The following is a 16276-nucleotide window of genomic DNA, read 5'->3' as shown; positions in this document are numbered from 1 at the left end:
GTATTCAAAACAATAATCCAACCGCGAACTTTTTCTCCCGGCGTGTTGTTATTGGTTCCGGGGTGTACACACATGCTGCTGTTGTTTTTGTTTGGAAGCAGATTCTTTGTGTACGTCGCGTCCTTTTTTGGGCACTTGCTGACTGTTGTTATTGTTCGCTGCGCCTATTCTGCTTAGCGCTAGCAAGTCGTGAGACTCAAGCCTGTTGTTCTTGTTAGTACTATGATCTCTGCCTGGCCCTGTTGTTTTTGTTTTGGCTCAGGTTGGGGCGGTGTCATGTTGTTTTTGTTAGCGACGTCCGCGCTGCCCATTTTGTTCTTCTTGCCCAGTAGTGTTGCACTTGCTGTGCCACCCATATTTTATTCTTTTATTTTCATGGGCTTGTAATTTATTGGCTATGCCAGGGAACTAATCGCAACGCATAGTGTTACCCGTTTTTAAGGGATTTTTGGGGCGTGTTGTGTGGGAAGGTAACAGTGGCTGATGGGAAAGTTTTGGATATTTCTTATGCAAATCAATCTATTGGACGTTAGTCGTAGAGGGCGAGGTGGTGAATGGCTAATCATAGGTATTGCCGCCACCTAATTGGGGCGGCGTGCGGTTTTTTTACGTGGAATGCCTAGGCGCTGGCGCCTCTCCCATAAATTTTTACGGCTAATTCCCAGTTTTTGGGCCAACTCGGTTTCACTCATTTGATCCTGATGTTCCAGCACAAAATGCTGAAAATAGTCCTCGAGCGAGAGGTCGTCGTCATCGCCACTCGGCGCTGACGATTCATTGGCTAGTGCGGAGCTGTTACCTGCAGAAGAGTGAGGTCGGTTGGTAACAGGGCCAAGGCCTAGGTCGTCAGGGTGAATCAAATGCCCCTCGGCTAGAATTACACCCCTCTCCAGTGCATTCTCAAGCTCGCGTACGTTACCAGGCCAAGGGTAGTCGCGTAGGTCCTGTCGGGAAGCCCGTGACAAACGAAGCCCTTGGCGATCATGACGTTTGCAGGCTTTATCTAACAGGATATCGGCTATCTTCAATACGTCTTCTTCACGGTCGCGCAGCGGTGGCAATTCAATCTGCATAACGTTGAGGCGATAGTAGAGATCTAGTCGGAATTCCCCGCTTTTTGACAGAGCGCGCAAGTCCCTATGGGTGGCGGCGATCAGGCGAACGTCCACATGGCGTGTTTCGACGGAGCCAATTTTGCGGATTTCACCTTCCTGGAGTACGCGTAACAGCCGTGCTTGGGCATCCAGTGGTAACTCGCCGATTTCATCTAAAAACAGGGTGCCACCGTCGGCGGCTTCCACTAACCCAGTTCGGGCAGCGCTAGCGCCGGTAAACGCTCCTTTCTCATGTCCAAAAAGCTCTGACTCAATCAGCGTCTCAGGTATTGCCGCGCAATTCACACAAATCAGCGGTGCTTTGGCGCGTTTGCTTTGCTGATGAATGGCCCGAGCTACGAGCTCTTTACCTGTGCCGGATTCTCCTTGAATCAGCACGGTAACGTCTGCCGGGGCTGTTTTGCGAATGCGCGTGTAAACCTGCTGCATAGCCGTGCAATTGCCGATCATCGTTTGACGCCCACCTCCTTCATCGGTGATATCCGGAGGCGTGCCTTGCTGCATCGACTGCTTATGCAGAATGCGTTCGACGGTTTCTAAAAGCTCGGTGTGATCAAATGGTTTAGCAACATAGTCCACAGCCCCTTGCTTAAGCGCGTCGACTGCCGAACGCATGCTGGCATAGCTGGTCATTATAAGTACCGGCGCGGGTGCTGCGGCCTCAATTAGGGCGGTGCCAGGATCACCTGGCAGTCGCAGGTCGCTAATGACTAGATCAAACTCGCTAGGCGTCAGCTCACGTGCTTCTTCTGCGCTGCCCGCTTCGCTGACGGTATAGCTGTGACGTTCGAGTAAACGCTTTAAAGCGCTGCGAATAATCGCTTCATCTTCAATAATCAGTATCCTGGGCATGAGGTAGGTGATCATCCTGTTGGTAAAGCGGTAGCCAAAGCGTGATGGCAGTGCCGCGAGGCTTTCCTGGAGGTGGTGACGCAACCTCTATTTTGCCTTGGTGCTCATTGATAATTTGGTAGGCCAACGAGAGCCCAAGCCCCGTTCCTTGACCCGCAGGCTTGGTCGTGGTGAACGGCTCGAAAAGGCGATGCTTCACGCTTGGGTCAATGCCGTGGCCATCATCAGTGACTCGCCACCAAGCATGGCTTGCCTGTTTGCCTGCTTCAATATGAACCGTGCCCTGAGCGTCGCAAGCGTCTTTGGCATTGCTCAGTAAGTTGACCATGACCTGGGTTAATCGCTGAGCATCGCCACGCACCACGATGTCATCCGGACAGTCATTGGTAAAGCTTACATCCTCCCCCGAGCGCGCTAAATGGATCAAGTGCAGCGCATCTTCGCTAACGGTAGAGAGCGAGGCGGGGGATGCCGGCAGTGGCAGGGTCTGGCGGCCACCGTGGGCAAAACCGACCAGCGAGTTAACAATCTTGGTGACTCGTTGGGTTAACTGTTGAATTTGGTCAGCCGTTTCCAGCAGCGCTGGGTCATCGGTATCGTAGCGCAAGTTTTGGGCCAGTGACGAAATACCCGTGATAGGGTTGCCTATTTCATGTGCCACGCCTGCCGCAAGTTGCCCTATGGATGCCAAACGCGCTGCGTGGACAAGTTCCTCTTCTAGCCACTTCATTTCAGTATGGTCTTCTACCAAAATCACGCTGCCGCCACGGCTGTCGTGTCCGCTTAACACCGCTTTGTGAAGGGTGAGGAAGTAATCCTTGCCATGTAGTGACACTGCTTGTTTATACAGCGGCGTATGGCTGGCGTTGAGTACGCTACCGAGCAAATTTGGCCAGGGCGGGGGCAGGCTATCTCGGCGTGAGCCAATCACACTATCGCCGCTAATCCCAGAGAGTGATGAAAGCGCCTCATTCCACATTAACAGCTCATCATCGTCGCCTAGCACGCACAAGCCTACGGGCAAGTAGGCTAGCGTTTGCCGGTGATGGCGGCGCAAGCCATCCAGTTCCCGAGCCAACCCAGTGAGCCTAGAGCGGTAAGCTTCAAGGCGGCTTTCAACAAAATGAATATCGTCAGTGACCGGTGCGTCGTCGTGGCGGTAGGGCAAGTAACGATCAACAATATCTCGCGCAACGGAAGGCCCCATTAAACCGGATAGATTCGCCTGGATTCGGTCGCGCAAGCGGCGCAATGCATAGGGGCGACGCTCCTGAGGTGTCAGGTTTAGCGCTGCTAGTGCGCGGTCAACTTCACGGCTGGCAGCTTCATCGCCCAACGCTTGGGCAAGATAAGTAGGGAAGTCTCCCGCCGTAGCTGCTTCCAGTGGTAGGCGTTTTGAACGAATGACCGCATCTACGGAGCATGCCTCAGCCGCAGAGCGTTCTCCTTCTGAGATGCGGGTAAATAACGACACAATGAGAAGCAGTAAAATATTCACTGCTAAAGAAACAAGCGTAACGTTATACCAAATGGGCGCATCCGCAGACATCAGGGGAGTGAGGGGCAGCGAGAGTGTGGGGAGATCAAGCAAAAGCGGCAACCATAAGCCCCACAGCCAAATGATGATGCCGCTCATTAGCCCGGCGATCATGCCCTTGCGGTTCGCACCGGGCCAGTATAACAACGCCAGCATGCCAGGCAGGCACTGTGCCATGCCTACAAATGCAGCGAGCCCCAAGTTTGTTAGCGAATGGTAGCGACCGACGCTTTCAGCAAATAGCCACCCGCCCGCAATTACAGCGACGACTAAACCGCGACGTAGCCAGAGCAGCCAGCCGTATAAATCGCTACGCGCCTCCGGGGGGCGAGCCACTAGCACCACGTGGTTTAGCACCATGCCTGAAAGAGCCAGCGCGATCATCATCATGGTGCCACTGGCGGCGGCAAGGCCGCCAATGAAGGCTAGCGCTCCCACCCACCAATGCTCTGACATCAAGAAGGCGGCGTAGGCTGCAACGGGAACCGTCTCGTTTATCGATTGTGCAGCCCACCAAATCAACGGTACTGGCAGTGCCATCAGTAGCAAAAATAGCGGTAATGTCCAACTGGCTTGGAGCAGGGTGTGACGAGAAAGGCTTTCTGCAAAGGTAATCTGAAACAGGTGCGGCATCATGAAAGCGGCCGCAAAGAACAGCAGTAGTAGCGTACGCCATTGGGGAGCCTCAAATTGCGGCGTTGCGGCTTGGGCTGCGGCTCCAGGCCCTTCTAACCACTGCTGTAATCCGTGAGGCCCATCAAATACCCACCACAGTGCAATGGCACCTAGCCCAAGCATCGCAAGTAGTTTAATGATCGATTCAAAAGCAATCACGCTGAGTAGCGTATCGTGACGATGTCGATGGCTGTGGCGTGCGCCAAACAACACTGCACAGCCTGCGATCACACCGCAAAACAGCAGGGTGGCCGCCGCGCTATAGCGGCTGCCGGTGAGCAAGTAGACCGCATCGCTTAAGGTTTGCACCTGGATGCCCAGCAGCGGCATCACGGCTAGCAGGCTGATCAGCGTTACCAGAGTGCCTGCCCAGCGGGATCGGTAGCGAAACGCAAATAGATCCGCGAGTGAAGAGAGCTGGTAGGTACGAGTAATGCGTTGTATGGGCACAAGCAGTACGGGCGCCAGCAGAAAAGCCCCGGCTGCACCGAGGTAATATGCCAGGTAGCCAAATCCTGCTTTCGCCGCAAGCTCCACACTGCCATAGATTGCCCACGCGCTGGCGTATACGCCCAGCGCCAGGGTGTACACAATAGGGTGGCGCGTAATGCGCACGGGCACCCAGCCACGCTCAACGGCCATGCCGCAGGCAAACAGTAAGGCAAGATAGCCTAGGCCCAGCAGTACTACTCCTAAAAGCTCAACGCTCATCTAACTTCCTTTTTTGCTCAAGCCATAGCGTTAGCGCGATCAGACCGCCCCAAATAGCAAATGGGCGATACCAGGCAACGCTTGGATCTCCCCAGCCGTCCATCAGTAACGGCGAAAGCAAATAGCCGCCAAACACCAAGAACAGCAGTATGCGATAAACGTACATATTAAAACTCTGATTGATAGCGGCGGTGGGTGGTAGCGACAAGCTTTTCAACAGACCAGTGTGCTATTGCCCAGTTTAGTTGTGTTTCGGGTGGCTCTTGAACCAGCGTGTCAGGTGGGGCCTGATCGAGTAGTCGCAGTGCTTGAAACAGCTGTTGGCGAATGCCGTCGGCGTCTGCGGCTAATGCAGGGGCCAGGTTTTGCTTAGAAAGCTTTTGACCCTCTTGAGTAACCACGAGCGGTAAATGTAGGTAGCTGGGGGTTGATAAGCCAAGCGCTTGCTGCAACTGGCCTTGCCAAGGCGTGTTATCCAGCAGGTCATAACCGCGCACAATATCGGTAATGCCTTGATCAGCATCATCCACTATGACGGCAAGCTGATAGGCCCAAAGCTGATCTTTGCGTTTCAGCACAACATCGCCCAAAACGGCAGGGTCGAACTGTTGGAAACCAAAAAGCCGATCCTGCCAAGTAATAGGGCGCTTTGCCAGGTCGCTGCGCAGCCGCCAGGCAACCGGCTTTGTGGCATCACGAACGCTCTCGCGGCACCAGCCGGGATAGATTGAAAACGCTTGCCACTGCTTTCTCGAACAGCTACACGGGTAAGCCAAACCTTGGGCAGCCAGTTGATCGAGCGCCTGCTGATAAGCCTCATCACGGTGATGCTGCCAGCGGACTTCTTCATCCCAATGAAGCCCAAAGGCGTCAAGCTGACGCAGAATTGTATCAGCAGCGCCTTCGGGGCAGCGGGGCGGGTCGATATCCTCAATGCGTACCAGCCACTGCCCGCCAGCAGCGCGGGCGTCTAAATAGCTGCTTAGGGCGGCCACTAACGAGCCAAGATGCAGTGGCCCTGACGGTGTGGGAGCGAAACGTCCCCGGTAGTGCGTGGTATGGGTCATGACAGCCCGAATCAATTGTTCAAATAGCGCCAGCGATTAACTACGATGATAAGTACAGCGATAAATACAAGATGACAAACAAAAACGGGCACCTCAAGGGTGCCCGTTGGACGCTTTAGCTTGTAACAAACTAGCAGCTTGTAGCGTATTCGCGCCGTTGGTTAGCCACCGAGCTGTTTTTCTTTAAGCTCTGCCAGCGTTTTACAGTCCACGCATAGCGTTGCCGTGGGGCGGGCTTCAAGGCGGCGAATGCCGATTTCAACGCCGCAGGCTTCACAAAAGCCGTAGTCGTCTTCATCGATTTTTTCGATGGTTTCGTTAATCTTTTTCAGCAACTTGCGTTCGCGATCCCGAGTACGCAGCTCCAGGCTGAAGCCCTCTTCTTGAGTGGCGCGGTCAGCGGGGTCAGCGTAGTTATTAGCGTCTTCCTGTAGGTGGCGTACGGTACGATCCACCTCTTCCATGAGATCTTGTTTCCAGTCTAGAAGGAGCTGGCGGAAGTGCGCGAGCTGCTTCTCGTTCATATACTCTTCGCCCGGTGCTGGCTCATACGGGGTGAAGGACTTGGACGCTTCCGGTTTCTTTTCCGCTACTGGCATGGGAGTGCCCCTTACGTATGTGACTGCTGATCGACCATGAGCGTGTGTCACGATCTCACGCCAAAGGGATGCTTGTTTAGCTGAAAAATGCGCGCTATGCAAGCATAATAGCGCATTTTCGACCATGGTCTTGCCCCTTCAACGACCTGCGTCATGATTTCTCTACCATTTAGTGAAGGAACCGTTATGGCCTGGAATTCACGTGTAAATCACGTTGCACCTTTTCGCGTGATGCATTTATTGGAAATGGCCCAAGCTCGAGAGGCCGAAGGCCACGATGTGATTCACCTAGAGGTCGGCGAACCTGATTTCGCGACGCCGGCACCGATTGTAGCAGCAGGCCAGCAAGCGTTGGCAACAGGCAAAACGCGCTATACACCTGCGGCAGGCCTAGCGTCGCTGCGTGAGGCGATTTCAAGACATTACGCCGAGCATTTTAATGCCACCGTTGACCCTTCACGTATTTTGGTAACTCCTGGGGCCTCTGGAGCGCTGCTGCTGGCTAGCCAATTACTGGTCGAAACAGGCAATCGTGTTTTGATGGCCGATCCCAACTATCCGTGTAATCGTCACTTTATGGCCCTAGCTGGCGCAGACATTGATGCCATTCCCGTGGGTCGCCAAAGCGGTTGGCAGTTAACGGCGCCGTTGATTGAACAGCACTGGCAAGCTAAAACGAGTTTAGCCATGCTGGCCTCCCCGTCTAACCCTACGGGACATACGTTAGGCGCTGAGGCGCTAACCGCAGTTATCAACACGGTAGCTGCGAAAGGCGGTGACGTGATTGTCGATGAGATTTACCAAGGCTTGAATTATGACGATGCACCGCTATCGGCGACATCGCTTTCCGACCAGGCCTTCGTGGTTAATAGCTTCTCTAAATATTTCGGCATGACAGGCTGGCGCTTGGGCTGGTTGGTGGCGCCTGAACATGCCGTCGAACCGCTTACTAGGCTGGCGCAAAACGTCTTCCTTGCCGCGCCAACACCTTCCCAGCATGCGGCGTTGGCCGCCTTCACTCCAGAGTGTCGAGATATTTTGGAAGCGCGTAGATCGACGCTTAAGCAGCGACGCCAAGTGTTGTTGGATGGGTTAGCGCAGTTGGGGCTTGCCCCGGACCTGCCACCTCAAGGGGCTTTTTATCTGTGGTTGGATATTTCTCATTACAGCCGAGATAGCCAAGCATTCTGTGAGCGGTTGCTGGTTGAGGAGAACGTGGCAATCACCCCGGGCATTGATTTTGCGCTGGAGGGCGGCGAACACCATGTGCGCATTGCCTTTACTAACAGCGTTGAACGGTTGCAGGAGGCCGTAGAGCGCATTGGCCGTTTCGTGAGCCGACTATGACGACCTATCCTGAGTTGGTGCCTGGGGTGTTAATGCGTCGTTATAAGCGCTTTTTAGCCGATGTAAGGCTGGAGAGTGGCGAGGAAGTCGTTGCCCATTGCCCCAACACGGGCTCAATGAAGGCGGTGAATGTGCCCGGTTGTCGAGTGTGGCTGTCACGGAGTGATAATCCCAAGCGCAAGCTGGCCTGGACCTGGGAATGGATTGAGTTGCCACAGTCAGAGGGCGCCTTGGCGCTGGCTTCTGTCCACACTGGTCGCGCCAACCGCATCGTGGAGGAGGCCATTTTAGCCGATGATATTGTGCCATTGGCAGGCTATCAAACGCTCAAGCGGGAAGTGAAGATCAGTGACGCAAGGCTCGATTTCCGGCTGAGTGATCCTGATAAGGGCGAGGTTTTTATTGAAGTTAAGCAGGTCACCCTTAAAGAAGCCGATGGACATGGTTATTTTCCTGATTCGGTCAGCGTGAGGGGCACCAAGCATTTGCATGCATTAACCGCGCTGGCCGAGCAGGGCGAAAGGGCCGTGCTGCTGTTTTGTGTCGCCCATGAAGGTATTCACGATGTAGCCCCAGCGGCCCACATCGATCCCATCTATGCGGCGGCGCTAGCCGCAGCGGTAGATGCTGGAGTTGAGGTGTTGGCTTACGGTATTACGCTAGATTGGCAGGCAGGAGCTCCGGTAGCGGTGCGATTAGCAAGACCGCTACCGGTGCGAATTTAACGCTCGATATAAAAACGTTGAATAAAGCTGACCCGCTCAGGGCTGGCATTACGGTCGTAGCGAACGTCAAGGTTAAAACGCGTGGGCTCGTCGTGGCGCAGGGCAAAGGTGGCCAAGTGATAAGTGGCATCACCATCGTGCACAGTACGAAAGCTTAGCGATTCTTGGACGTCGGTGAGGCCTGTCACGTGGCCTTGTACGCTAGCGTTAACGGCGCGGGTGCTGCCGTCCTCTTGGCGTTCGCGTACGCTTACATTAACCAATCCGTGACCTGCGCTGCGCTGAATGCCGTGCGCTTGGGCAACTTCTGGGGTGAGGAAGCTGGTGGCCACAGCACTGTAATGGATCTCATAGTCGCCTATCCGTACCAACTGCTCAGCTACCGCTTGTGTGGCGAGGAGCAGTGAGCAAAGCAGCGTAGTAAGCAGGGTTGTTCTGCGTAACGCTCGATAAACCATGGCAGTTCTCCTCTTATGGGTCGATATGGCTAGTCAACGTAAAATAAATTAGCGACGGCGCACTCTAAAAATAGCAATTTCACCGAACAAGTTGGGCCACCACTTGGATGTCCAGTGCCCTTTGTGATCGCCAACCCCTACCGCGCGATCAACAATCACCAATCCTTTTTCACGGCACAGATGCTCGAAGTCGTTAAAGGTAGAAAGGTGGATGTTGGGTGTGTCATACCAGGCATGGGGTAGAGATTTAGAGACCGGCATATAGCCACGTAGGCCAAGATGAATTCGGTGTCGCCAATAAGCAAAATTAGGAAAGGTGATAATGCCTTCCTCGGCGACGCGTAACATTTCATCAAGCATTTTATCTGGGCGGCGTAGCGCCTGAAGCGCTTGGGTCATAATGACTTGATCATAGCTGTTGTCGCAGAAACTACCCAAGCCATCATCCAGGTTATGCTCAATAACGTTCACGCCCCTGGCGACACACTGGGTAATACCGTCGGGGTCGATCTCTAAACCGTAGCCGGTAACATTTTTCTCCTGCGCTAAGCGCTCAAGCAGAGCACCATCACCGCAGGCTAAATCCAGCACGTGAGCCCCTTGGGGCACCCAGTCGTAAATCAGTTCAAGATCCGCACGCATTACAGGGTCTCCTCCCTGGCTGTTTCTTCGATATTCAGCTCTCGGGCTATGCGAGTCATAAATGCGCTGAACAGAGCGTGGTAACGTGGCTCGGGCAGTAAGAAGGCATCATGCCCGTGAGGAGAGTCGATATTGGCATAGCTAACCGATTTGCCAGCGCGGGTGAGCGCGTCGACGAGTTCTCGAGAGCGAGAAGGTGGGAAGCGCCAGTCAGTCGTAAAACTAACAACCAGAAAAGGGCACTTTGCTGGTGCTAGTGCGCTGGCTAGGTCGCCTGCTTGAGTGGCTGCGGGATCGAAGTAGTCAAGGGCCTTGGTCATTAGCAGGTAGGTGTTAGCGTCAAAGGCGGTGGAGAATGTATCGCCCTGATAGCGCAAATAAGACTCAACCTGGAACTCGACATCAAACCCAAAGTTCAAATCGTTGCTGCGCAAGTCGCGGCCAAATTTACTGCCCATTGCATCTTCGGAGAGGTAGGTGATGTGGCCCACCATGCGTGCCAGTTTCAAACCACGCTTGGGGACCGTGTCGTGCTCTGCATACCAACCGCCGAAGAATTCAGGGTCAGAGCGAATCGCCTGACGAGCCACTTCGTTAAAGGCAATGTTCTGGGCGGAGAGCCGGGGGGTGGCGGCAATCACTACCGCATTGGCGACACGCTCAGGGTAAGTCATTGTCCACTGAAGCACCTGCATACCACCCAGGCTACCGCCCACTGCTGCGGCCCAACGCTCAATGCCCAGTTGATCGGCCAGACGCGCTTGGCTGGCTACCCAGTCACTGACAGTGACCATGGGGAAATCAGGCCCCCACTGGCGGCCGGTTTCAGGGTTGTGACTAACAGGGCCTGTGCTGCCATGGCAGCCGCCCAGATTGTTTAGCGATACCACAAAAAAACGGTTGGTATCGATAGATTTTCCGGGGCCGATATGAGCATCCCACCAGCCAGGTTTGCGGTCTTCGTCACCGTGATAGCCCGCTGCATGATGGTGTCCCGATAACGCATGGCAGATCAACACGGCGTTACTACGCTCAGCGTTTAACGTGCCGTAGGTTTCGTAGATAAGCTCGTACTCAGGCAGCACCTTGCCACAAGCGAGCGGCAGCGGCGTATCAAATTTCGCTACATGGGGGGTGACGAGGCCAACGGAGTCCGCCGGCCGGTCAACGAAAGTGAGAGTGTCTGAATCAGGCATCGAAAGCGCTAGTCCTGCAAAAAATAAATCCTGCTAAAAAGAGGCCCTGGGGAATGTTGCGCAGTTACAGCCCAACCAGTGCGCCAGAGATACCCGCAGCGCGGATCAAGGACCCCACTACTAAGCCATCCACCAAATTAATCGCAATAAACACCACGATGGGTGATAAATCGATCATGCCCAGCGGCGGAATGACTTTCCGAACAGGAGCCATAATGGGCTCGACTAGCTGCATCACCAACAGCGCGCCTGGGTGGCTAGCATTTGGGGCGACCCAGCTCAGAATAATCATCACAATCATGGCAAAGAAATAGATCTTTAATATGGCGTTAGCCAGTGCCGCAATGCCCGCAATCAGTAGTCCTGGTATAGGTGGCATGCCAACGCCAATCACCATGAAAATGGCCAACATGCTAACCACTTTCAGCACAAAGCCCGCGGCCAGCGTGGCAAGGTCAAAGCGCCCAGCGACGGGACCTAAGAAACCCTGAAATAGCCCTACAACAGGCTGGGTAATTTTAACCACTGATTGGCTAAGCGGGTTGTAATAATCCGCCCGCGATGCCTGCAGCAAAAAGCGCAGCATCAGTAAGAATAAATAAATATTGATTAACGAGTTAACAAGCATTAACCCGGCACTGCCCACTTGACTACCCATTGCTGCCTCTCCATTGCAAAGTTGCGTATTTAGTTGGCGCTAAGTTCCTTGGACATTGCTTCTGCGCGCTGGGCACAGGCCTGCATGGCGTCGGCGATGGTGGCGCGTAGTTGCGCATCTTCCATGTGCTGAATAGCACGTTCTGTCGTGCCGCCTGGCGACATAACATTTTGTTTGAGTGTGGCCGGGTCTTTGTCACTGCGCTGGGCCATAGTGGCGGCGCCCAGTGCCGTTTGAATAGCCAAGCGTCGCGCTGTGGCGGCAGGCAAGCCAAGTTTGACAGCGGCTTCTTCCATCGCTTCAAACATCAGAAAGAAATAAGCTGGCGCACTGCCGGATACCGCGGTTACCGCATCAAGCAGGCCCTCTTCTGCAACCCACTCCACAATGCCAACCGCTTCCATAAGCTGTGTTGCTAGCGTGCGTTGCTCCTCACTCACCGCGCTATTGGCATATAAGCCGCTGGCGCCGATGCCGACCAATGAAGGAGTGTTGGGCATGCAACGAACCAGCGCATTATTACCGCCTAGCCATTGATCAATTGTGGCTGCATCGAGGCCTGCCGCGATAGAAATAATCAGCGGTGATTGCTGTTGTACGTTATCCCGCATCGCTTCACATACGCTGCGCATAATCTGAGGTTTTACCGCGAGTACGACCACGTCGGCGTCTTCGACGGCGGCGTTATTATCGGTGTTTGTGTTAATTCCTAAGCGTGCTGCTAAAGGCGTTAGCTCGCTTTCATTAGGTGCGGTGGCAGTGATGTCGCTAGGAGACACACCACTATCGATGAGGCCGCCGATAATGGCGCTGGCCATATTGCCTGCACCAATGAAGGTAATCTTGCTCGCCATGTGGGTATCCTTATTGGGTAAAAAAGCTGCATCGGGCAGCATGGGCTGTCAGTCGTCTTTACGCTCTTCAATTAGCAGTGTTATTGAGTAGCGTGTTGAGTGGTGCGTGCGCCAAAAATCGCCGTTCCTAAACGTACCAGCGTTGCGTCCTCTAAAACAGCGGCTTCTAAATCGTCGCTCATCCCCATCGATAGCGTATCCAGAGGGGCATCCGGTAGCGCTGCCTGAAGGGTTTCCAGTAGTTGTCGCAAGGCCGCAAGCGGCGCCCGCTGTTCTGCAAGGCTGTTAGCTGGGGCCGGAATCGCCATGAGTCCACGTAGACACAGCCGTGGCAGAGCGGCCACTTCTTTCGCAAGTGCCATTACCTCATCGGGCATGACGCCCGACTTAGAAGCTTCGCGGCTAATATTGACCTGCAAACAAATGTTGAGTGGTGGTAAGTGTTCCGGGCGTTGTTCGCTAAGCCGTTTGGCTATTTTTAAGCGGTCAACGCTATGTACCCAAGCGAAGCTTTCTGCCACTGCGCGGGTTTTGTTGGACTGTAGTGGACCAATAAAATGCCACACAATATCGTCTAAGTCGGCCAGTTCGGCTTGTTTTTCCAGTGCTTCTTGCAGATAGTTTTCGCCGAATTCACGCTGCCCATGCTGCCAGGCTTGGCGAATCATGGAAGCGGGCTTTGTTTTACTAACGGCTAGCAGCGTTGCGCTATCGAGTGGGCGTTCAGCCTTTTTTAATGCGTTACTCAGGCGTTCGCGGGCCTGGGCGAGTGACTCGGGAAGCGCGATGTCTGTCATACTCAAGCACCTTACCACTGCTGGGAAAAGAGAGATGGATATTACCGAACTGCTGGTGTTCTCGGCAAAGCAGAATGCATCTGATCGGCACCTTTCTGCTGGGCTTCTACCTATGATACGTGCTGATGGTGTTAGCCGTTGACTTAATCTACCTACTATGGGGAGCGTTGGCGTAAATCAGCAGGCGTAAATGCCACCCAGAACTCTCGGGCCACTGGCACCAGTGACGGAAGGTAAGTTGCCGGGCAGATCGTGTAAACGTTGATGGGCAAGCCAAGCAAAAGCGCCTGCTTCAATCCAGTCTTCGGGCCAGCCTAAGTCGGTGGGAGACTTAAATGTTGCATGGGGTAAGTGTGACGCTAGCCTCGCCATTAAATAGGCGTTATGTGCTCCGCCGCCGCAGGCAATTAATGTCATGCTGTCGTGGGTCGCGGGCAATTGCTGAATACCCTGGGCAACGCTTATCGCGGTCAGTTCCGCTAACGTAGTTTGCACATCGCAAGCAGTTTCGTTACCCGTTAGCTTGTTTTCTAACCAGGCCAAGTGGAATAGTTCGCGCCCGGTGCTGCGCGGCGGCGGTTGATGAAAAAAAGGCTCGTTTAGCAAGCGTTTTAGTAGCGCTTGGTCGATCTGTCCGCGAGAGGCCCACGTACCATTTTGGTCAAAGCGTCCGTCGTGATGCTTTGAGAACCAAGCATCTAACAGCACATTGGCAGGGCCTGTATCAAAGCCAATGGCGGGAGTGCTGGTATCGCTGGGTAGCCACGTCAGGTTCGCAAAGCCTCCTAGGTTTAAAACAAGCTGCTCGCTTGTCTGGCGACCAAAAAGGGCTTGATGAAACGCTGGTGCAAGCGGCGCTGCCTGACCACCAGCGGCTAAGTCTCGTCGGCGAAAATCAGCCACCACCGTGCAGCCGGTTAATTCGGCCAACAGGCTGGGGTTATCAAGCTGCAGTGTATAGGCAGGGCCGCCTTGGTGGCCGCCGGGAGCATGCTCAATTGTCTGTCCATGGCTACCAATAGCGTTAATTTGCGCTGCGGAGACCTGTTGCTGAGCCAGTAGTGTTTTCACGGCACTTGCTTGTAGCTGGCAAAATTCGTTTTCGGCCGTTGCCAGCTCTGCGAAGCTCACTTGCTCGGCATGACACAGGTTGAGCAGTAGGTTATGAAGCGACTGGGGCATTGGCGACGCATGCGTAGCAATGAGCTCAGGTGGCGAGTGCGGCGTTATAGCGACCAACGCCGCATCAATGCCGTCCAGGCTGGTGCCCGACATTAAGCCAACATAGTACGACGGTAAGGTAGGGTGGGGCGTTTTCATAAAGCGGCTCATCCAAAACGTAGTGAAGGCTCAACCAAGGCGATAGGGCATGGTAACATCGCCGGTTATTCGATATCTGACGCCTATATGGCACATATTACATGGAGAGAGAGGCAATGAGTGAGGTGGATCAGGCGTTAGCGCTACTGTCGCGAGGCACGCATGAAATCCTGGTAGAGGATGAGCTGAAGAAAAAGCTGGCGTCTGGCCGTAAGCTGCGTATTAAAGCAGGGTTTGACCCGACAGCACCTGATTTGCACCTTGGGCATAGTGTGCTGCTGACGAAAATGCGCCAGTTCCAGGATCTCGGGCACACCGTTATTTTCCTGATCGGGGACTTCACAGGTCGTATCGGTGATCCCACTGGCAAAAACATTACTCGTAAACCGCTCACCGAGGCCGATGTAAAAGCCAATGCCGAAACCTATAAAGAGCAGGTATTTAAAATCCTCGATCCCGAAAAGACCGAGGTGCGCTTTAACGCCGAATGGTTTGGTGAATTAAGCGCCGCTAAAATGATTGAGTTGGCAGCGCAAAGCACGGTCGCGCGGATGCTTGAGCGTGATGATTTTGAAAAGCGTTATAAAGCTAACCAATCTATCGCAATCCACGAGTTTCTCTACCCGCTCGTCCAGGGTTACGACTCAGTCGCGCTTGAGGCGGATGTTGAGTTGGGCGGGACCGATCAGAAATTTAACCTGCTGATGGGCCGAGAAATTCAAAAGCACTTCGGCCAAGAGCCTCAGGTCGTGATCACCATGCCACTGCTCGAAGGGCTGGACGGCGTGCAGAAAATGTCCAAGTCATTGGGTAACTATGTTGGTGTCGATGAAGCGCCGGGCTCTATGTTCAATAAGCTCGTCTCTATGCCCGATAGCTTAATGTGGCGTTACTTTGAGCTGCTCTCTTTGAAATCCAACGAAGAGATCGATGCGCTTAAGCAGAGCGTAGAGGCGGGGGCTAACCCGCGTGACGTGAAAATGGAGCTAGCCCGTGAGCTGATTGCCCGTTACCACGGTGATGAAGCGGCCGCTAATGCGCACAAGTCGGCGGGTAACCAACTCGCGGAAGGTGAGTTACCGGAAGACCTGCCTGAAGTAGCAGTAGATTTCGAAGGTAATGAACAGGCGCCTATCGCAGCAGTACTCAATCGCTCTGGCCTGACCAAGAACAGTGCGCAAGCCAAAGACATGTTGAAAAACGGCAGTGTGAAAGTCGATGGGAATGTTGTTGCCCAAGACACGATGCTGGCTACGGGGAGTGCCTACGTTATCCAGGCGGGTAAGAAGCGTTATGCTCGTGTGACGCTTAGCTAACGTTTTTGATAATTTTCTCAAAAAACTACTTGCCAAGACGGCAGCGAATCCGTAAAGTACGCATCCGCTGCCGGGGACGCACAGCGTTACCAGCGGTGATTGAAGGTGAAAGCCTTCGGTTTGTCAGAGAGTTAGAGGAACTCATCAGCAATACGCTGCGATGTCTTTCAGCGCTTTTTGAAACGAGCCACGCCAGAAAGCAACGTTATCTCGCTTTCTTCGCTCACTCGCTTCACTCACTCAAAACAGTGATTGACAAACATCAGGAAATGCGTAGAATACGCCTTCCTCGCTGAGGCAAGCCAGTTCATCGGCTAGCCAGTTACTTCTTCGGAAGTTCAGCAGCGAAAACAGCTCTTTAACAATTTGATCAGGTAATTCATGTGGGCGCTTGCCGATGAGGGTGA

General features: G+C 53.9%; 15 protein-coding genes. 3 read left to right on the top strand and 12 right to left on the bottom strand.

Annotated elements, in window-relative coordinates; genetic code table 11:
• Positions 1 to 581 precede the first annotated feature (581 nt).
• The 5 genes from JFC11_RS10285 to dksA all read right to left on the bottom strand — a co-directional run bounded on the left by JFC11_RS10285 (position 582) and on the right by dksA (position 6556).
• Entirely contained in the window at positions 582 to 1967 is a 1386-nt protein-coding gene (locus tag JFC11_RS10285) for a sigma-54-dependent transcriptional regulator (RefSeq protein ID WP_198349512.1), read from the bottom strand.
• A complete protein-coding gene (locus tag JFC11_RS10280) occupies positions 1945 to 4890 on the bottom strand; it encodes an ATP-binding protein (protein WP_198349511.1) in 2946 nt (981 codons plus the stop codon). The genes JFC11_RS10285 and JFC11_RS10280 overlap by 23 nt, the downstream gene beginning before the upstream one ends.
• On the bottom strand, positions 4880 to 5056 hold the full coding sequence (locus JFC11_RS10275) for a hypothetical protein (protein ID WP_009723722.1): 177 nt from the start codon (positions 5054 to 5056) through the stop codon (positions 4880 to 4882). The genes JFC11_RS10280 and JFC11_RS10275 overlap by 11 nt, the downstream gene beginning before the upstream one ends.
• Position 5057: 1 nt before the next feature.
• The gene (gene gluQRS, locus JFC11_RS10270) at positions 5058 to 5957 is read right to left on the bottom strand and encodes a tRNA glutamyl-Q(34) synthetase GluQRS (RefSeq protein ID WP_198349510.1); all 900 of its coding nucleotides are present in this window, start codon (positions 5955 to 5957) and stop codon (positions 5058 to 5060) included.
• A gap of 161 nt (positions 5958 to 6118) precedes the next feature.
• Positions 6119 to 6556 (bottom strand): RNA polymerase-binding protein DksA, encoded by a 438-nt coding sequence (dksA, locus tag JFC11_RS10265; protein WP_009723720.1) that lies wholly within the window; start codon positions 6554 to 6556, stop codon positions 6119 to 6121.
• 186 nt (positions 6557 to 6742) lie between these two features.
• Here dksA and JFC11_RS10260 point away from each other — a divergent pair, with 186 nt between their 5' ends.
• Together JFC11_RS10260 and sfsA are read left to right on the top strand one after the other, a co-directional pair.
• Complete coding sequence (locus JFC11_RS10260; RefSeq protein WP_038480755.1) at positions 6743 to 7903, top strand: aminotransferase class I/II-fold pyridoxal phosphate-dependent enzyme; 1161 nt, start codon at positions 6743 to 6745, stop codon at positions 7901 to 7903.
• Positions 7900 to 8628 carry a DNA/RNA nuclease SfsA gene (gene sfsA / locus JFC11_RS10255; RefSeq protein ID WP_038480758.1) on the top strand — a complete coding sequence of 243 codons (729 nt, stop codon included), beginning with the start codon at positions 7900 to 7902 and terminating at the stop codon, positions 8626 to 8628. The genes JFC11_RS10260 and sfsA overlap by 4 nt, the downstream gene beginning before the upstream one ends.
• Here sfsA and JFC11_RS10250 read toward each other — a convergent pair.
• From JFC11_RS10250 to JFC11_RS10215, 7 genes are all read right to left on the bottom strand, one after another.
• Positions 8625 to 9086: a DUF4426 domain-containing protein gene (locus JFC11_RS10250; protein ID WP_038480760.1), complete on the bottom strand. Its 462-nt coding sequence runs from the start codon at positions 9084 to 9086 to the stop codon at positions 8625 to 8627. The two genes, sfsA and JFC11_RS10250, sit on opposite strands and share 4 nt — an antisense overlap.
• Positions 9087 to 9134: 48 nt before the next feature.
• Positions 9135 to 9728 (bottom strand): methionine biosynthesis protein MetW, encoded by a 594-nt coding sequence (gene metW, locus JFC11_RS10245; RefSeq protein WP_038480763.1) that lies wholly within the window; start codon positions 9726 to 9728, stop codon positions 9135 to 9137.
• Positions 9728 to 10924 (bottom strand): homoserine O-succinyltransferase MetX, encoded by a 1197-nt coding sequence (metX, locus tag JFC11_RS10240; RefSeq protein WP_038480766.1) that lies wholly within the window; start codon positions 10922 to 10924, stop codon positions 9728 to 9730. The genes metW and metX overlap by 1 nt, the downstream gene beginning before the upstream one ends.
• Before the next feature lie 64 nt (positions 10925 to 10988).
• Positions 10989 to 11582, bottom strand: coding sequence for a YggT family protein (locus JFC11_RS10235; protein WP_038480769.1), 594 nt, complete (start codon positions 11580 to 11582; stop codon positions 10989 to 10991).
• Between the two features lie 29 nt (positions 11583 to 11611).
• Positions 11612 to 12436: a pyrroline-5-carboxylate reductase gene (gene proC / locus JFC11_RS10230; RefSeq protein ID WP_038480772.1), complete on the bottom strand. Its 825-nt coding sequence runs from the start codon at positions 12434 to 12436 to the stop codon at positions 11612 to 11614.
• Positions 12437 to 12516: 80 nt separating this feature from the next.
• Entirely contained in the window at positions 12517 to 13233 is a 717-nt protein-coding gene (locus JFC11_RS10225; protein WP_198349509.1) for a YggS family pyridoxal phosphate-dependent enzyme, read from the bottom strand.
• A gap of 177 nt (positions 13234 to 13410) precedes the next feature.
• Positions 13411 to 14553 (bottom strand): anhydro-N-acetylmuramic acid kinase, encoded by a 1143-nt coding sequence (locus JFC11_RS10215; RefSeq protein WP_095604451.1) that lies wholly within the window; start codon positions 14551 to 14553, stop codon positions 13411 to 13413.
• 116 nt (positions 14554 to 14669) lie between these two features.
• On the opposite strand from JFC11_RS10215, the gene tyrS reads away from it, so the two are divergent.
• Positions 14670 to 15869 carry a tyrosine--tRNA ligase gene (tyrS, locus tag JFC11_RS10210; RefSeq protein ID WP_198349508.1) on the top strand — a complete coding sequence of 400 codons (1200 nt, stop codon included), beginning with the start codon at positions 14670 to 14672 and terminating at the stop codon, positions 15867 to 15869.
• The last annotated feature ends 407 nt before the right edge of the window (positions 15870 to 16276 follow it).

It is taken from the genome of Vreelandella alkaliphila, from assembly GCF_016107625.1.
Taxonomy (GTDB): domain Bacteria; phylum Pseudomonadota; class Gammaproteobacteria; order Pseudomonadales; family Halomonadaceae; genus Vreelandella; species Vreelandella alkaliphila.
This window is presented reverse-complemented; position numbering and strand designations above follow the sequence as displayed.

Excerpts from the sequence above, each read along its gene's own strand:
- JFC11_RS10280 (WP_198349511.1), bottom strand. The coding sequence starts at position 4,890 with ATGAGCGTTGAGCTTTTAGGAGTAGTACTGCTGGGCCTAGGCTATCTT.
- JFC11_RS10215 (WP_095604451.1), bottom strand. The coding sequence starts at position 14,553 with ATGAAAACGCCCCACCCTACCTTACCGTCGTACTATGTTGGCTTAATG.
- tyrS (WP_198349508.1), top strand. The coding sequence starts at position 14,670 with ATGAGTGAGGTGGATCAGGCGTTAGCGCTACTGTCGCGAGGCACGCAT.
- proC (WP_038480772.1), bottom strand. The coding sequence starts at position 12,436 with ATGGCGAGCAAGATTACCTTCATTGGTGCAGGCAATATGGCCAGCGCC.
- gluQRS (WP_198349510.1), bottom strand. The coding sequence starts at position 5,957 with ATGACCCATACCACGCACTACCGGGGACGTTTCGCTCCCACACCGTCA.
- dksA (WP_009723720.1), bottom strand. The coding sequence starts at position 6,556 with ATGCCAGTAGCGGAAAAGAAACCGGAAGCGTCCAAGTCCTTCACCCCG.
- JFC11_RS10235 (WP_038480769.1), bottom strand. The coding sequence starts at position 11,582 with ATGGGTAGTCAAGTGGGCAGTGCCGGGTTAATGCTTGTTAACTCGTTA.
- JFC11_RS10260 (WP_038480755.1), top strand. The coding sequence starts at position 6,743 with ATGGCCTGGAATTCACGTGTAAATCACGTTGCACCTTTTCGCGTGATG.
- JFC11_RS10225 (WP_198349509.1), bottom strand. The coding sequence starts at position 13,233 with ATGACAGACATCGCGCTTCCCGAGTCACTCGCCCAGGCCCGCGAACGC.
- sfsA (WP_038480758.1), top strand. The coding sequence starts at position 7,900 with ATGACGACCTATCCTGAGTTGGTGCCTGGGGTGTTAATGCGTCGTTAT.
- JFC11_RS10250 (WP_038480760.1), bottom strand. The coding sequence starts at position 9,086 with ATGGTTTATCGAGCGTTACGCAGAACAACCCTGCTTACTACGCTGCTT.
- JFC11_RS10275 (WP_009723722.1), bottom strand. The coding sequence starts at position 5,056 with ATGTACGTTTATCGCATACTGCTGTTCTTGGTGTTTGGCGGCTATTTG.
- metW (WP_038480763.1), bottom strand. The coding sequence starts at position 9,728 with ATGCGTGCGGATCTTGAACTGATTTACGACTGGGTGCCCCAAGGGGCT.
- metX (WP_038480766.1), bottom strand. The coding sequence starts at position 10,924 with ATGCCTGATTCAGACACTCTCACTTTCGTTGACCGGCCGGCGGACTCC.
- JFC11_RS10285 (WP_198349512.1), bottom strand. The coding sequence starts at position 1,967 with ATGCCCAGGATACTGATTATTGAAGATGAAGCGATTATTCGCAGCGCT.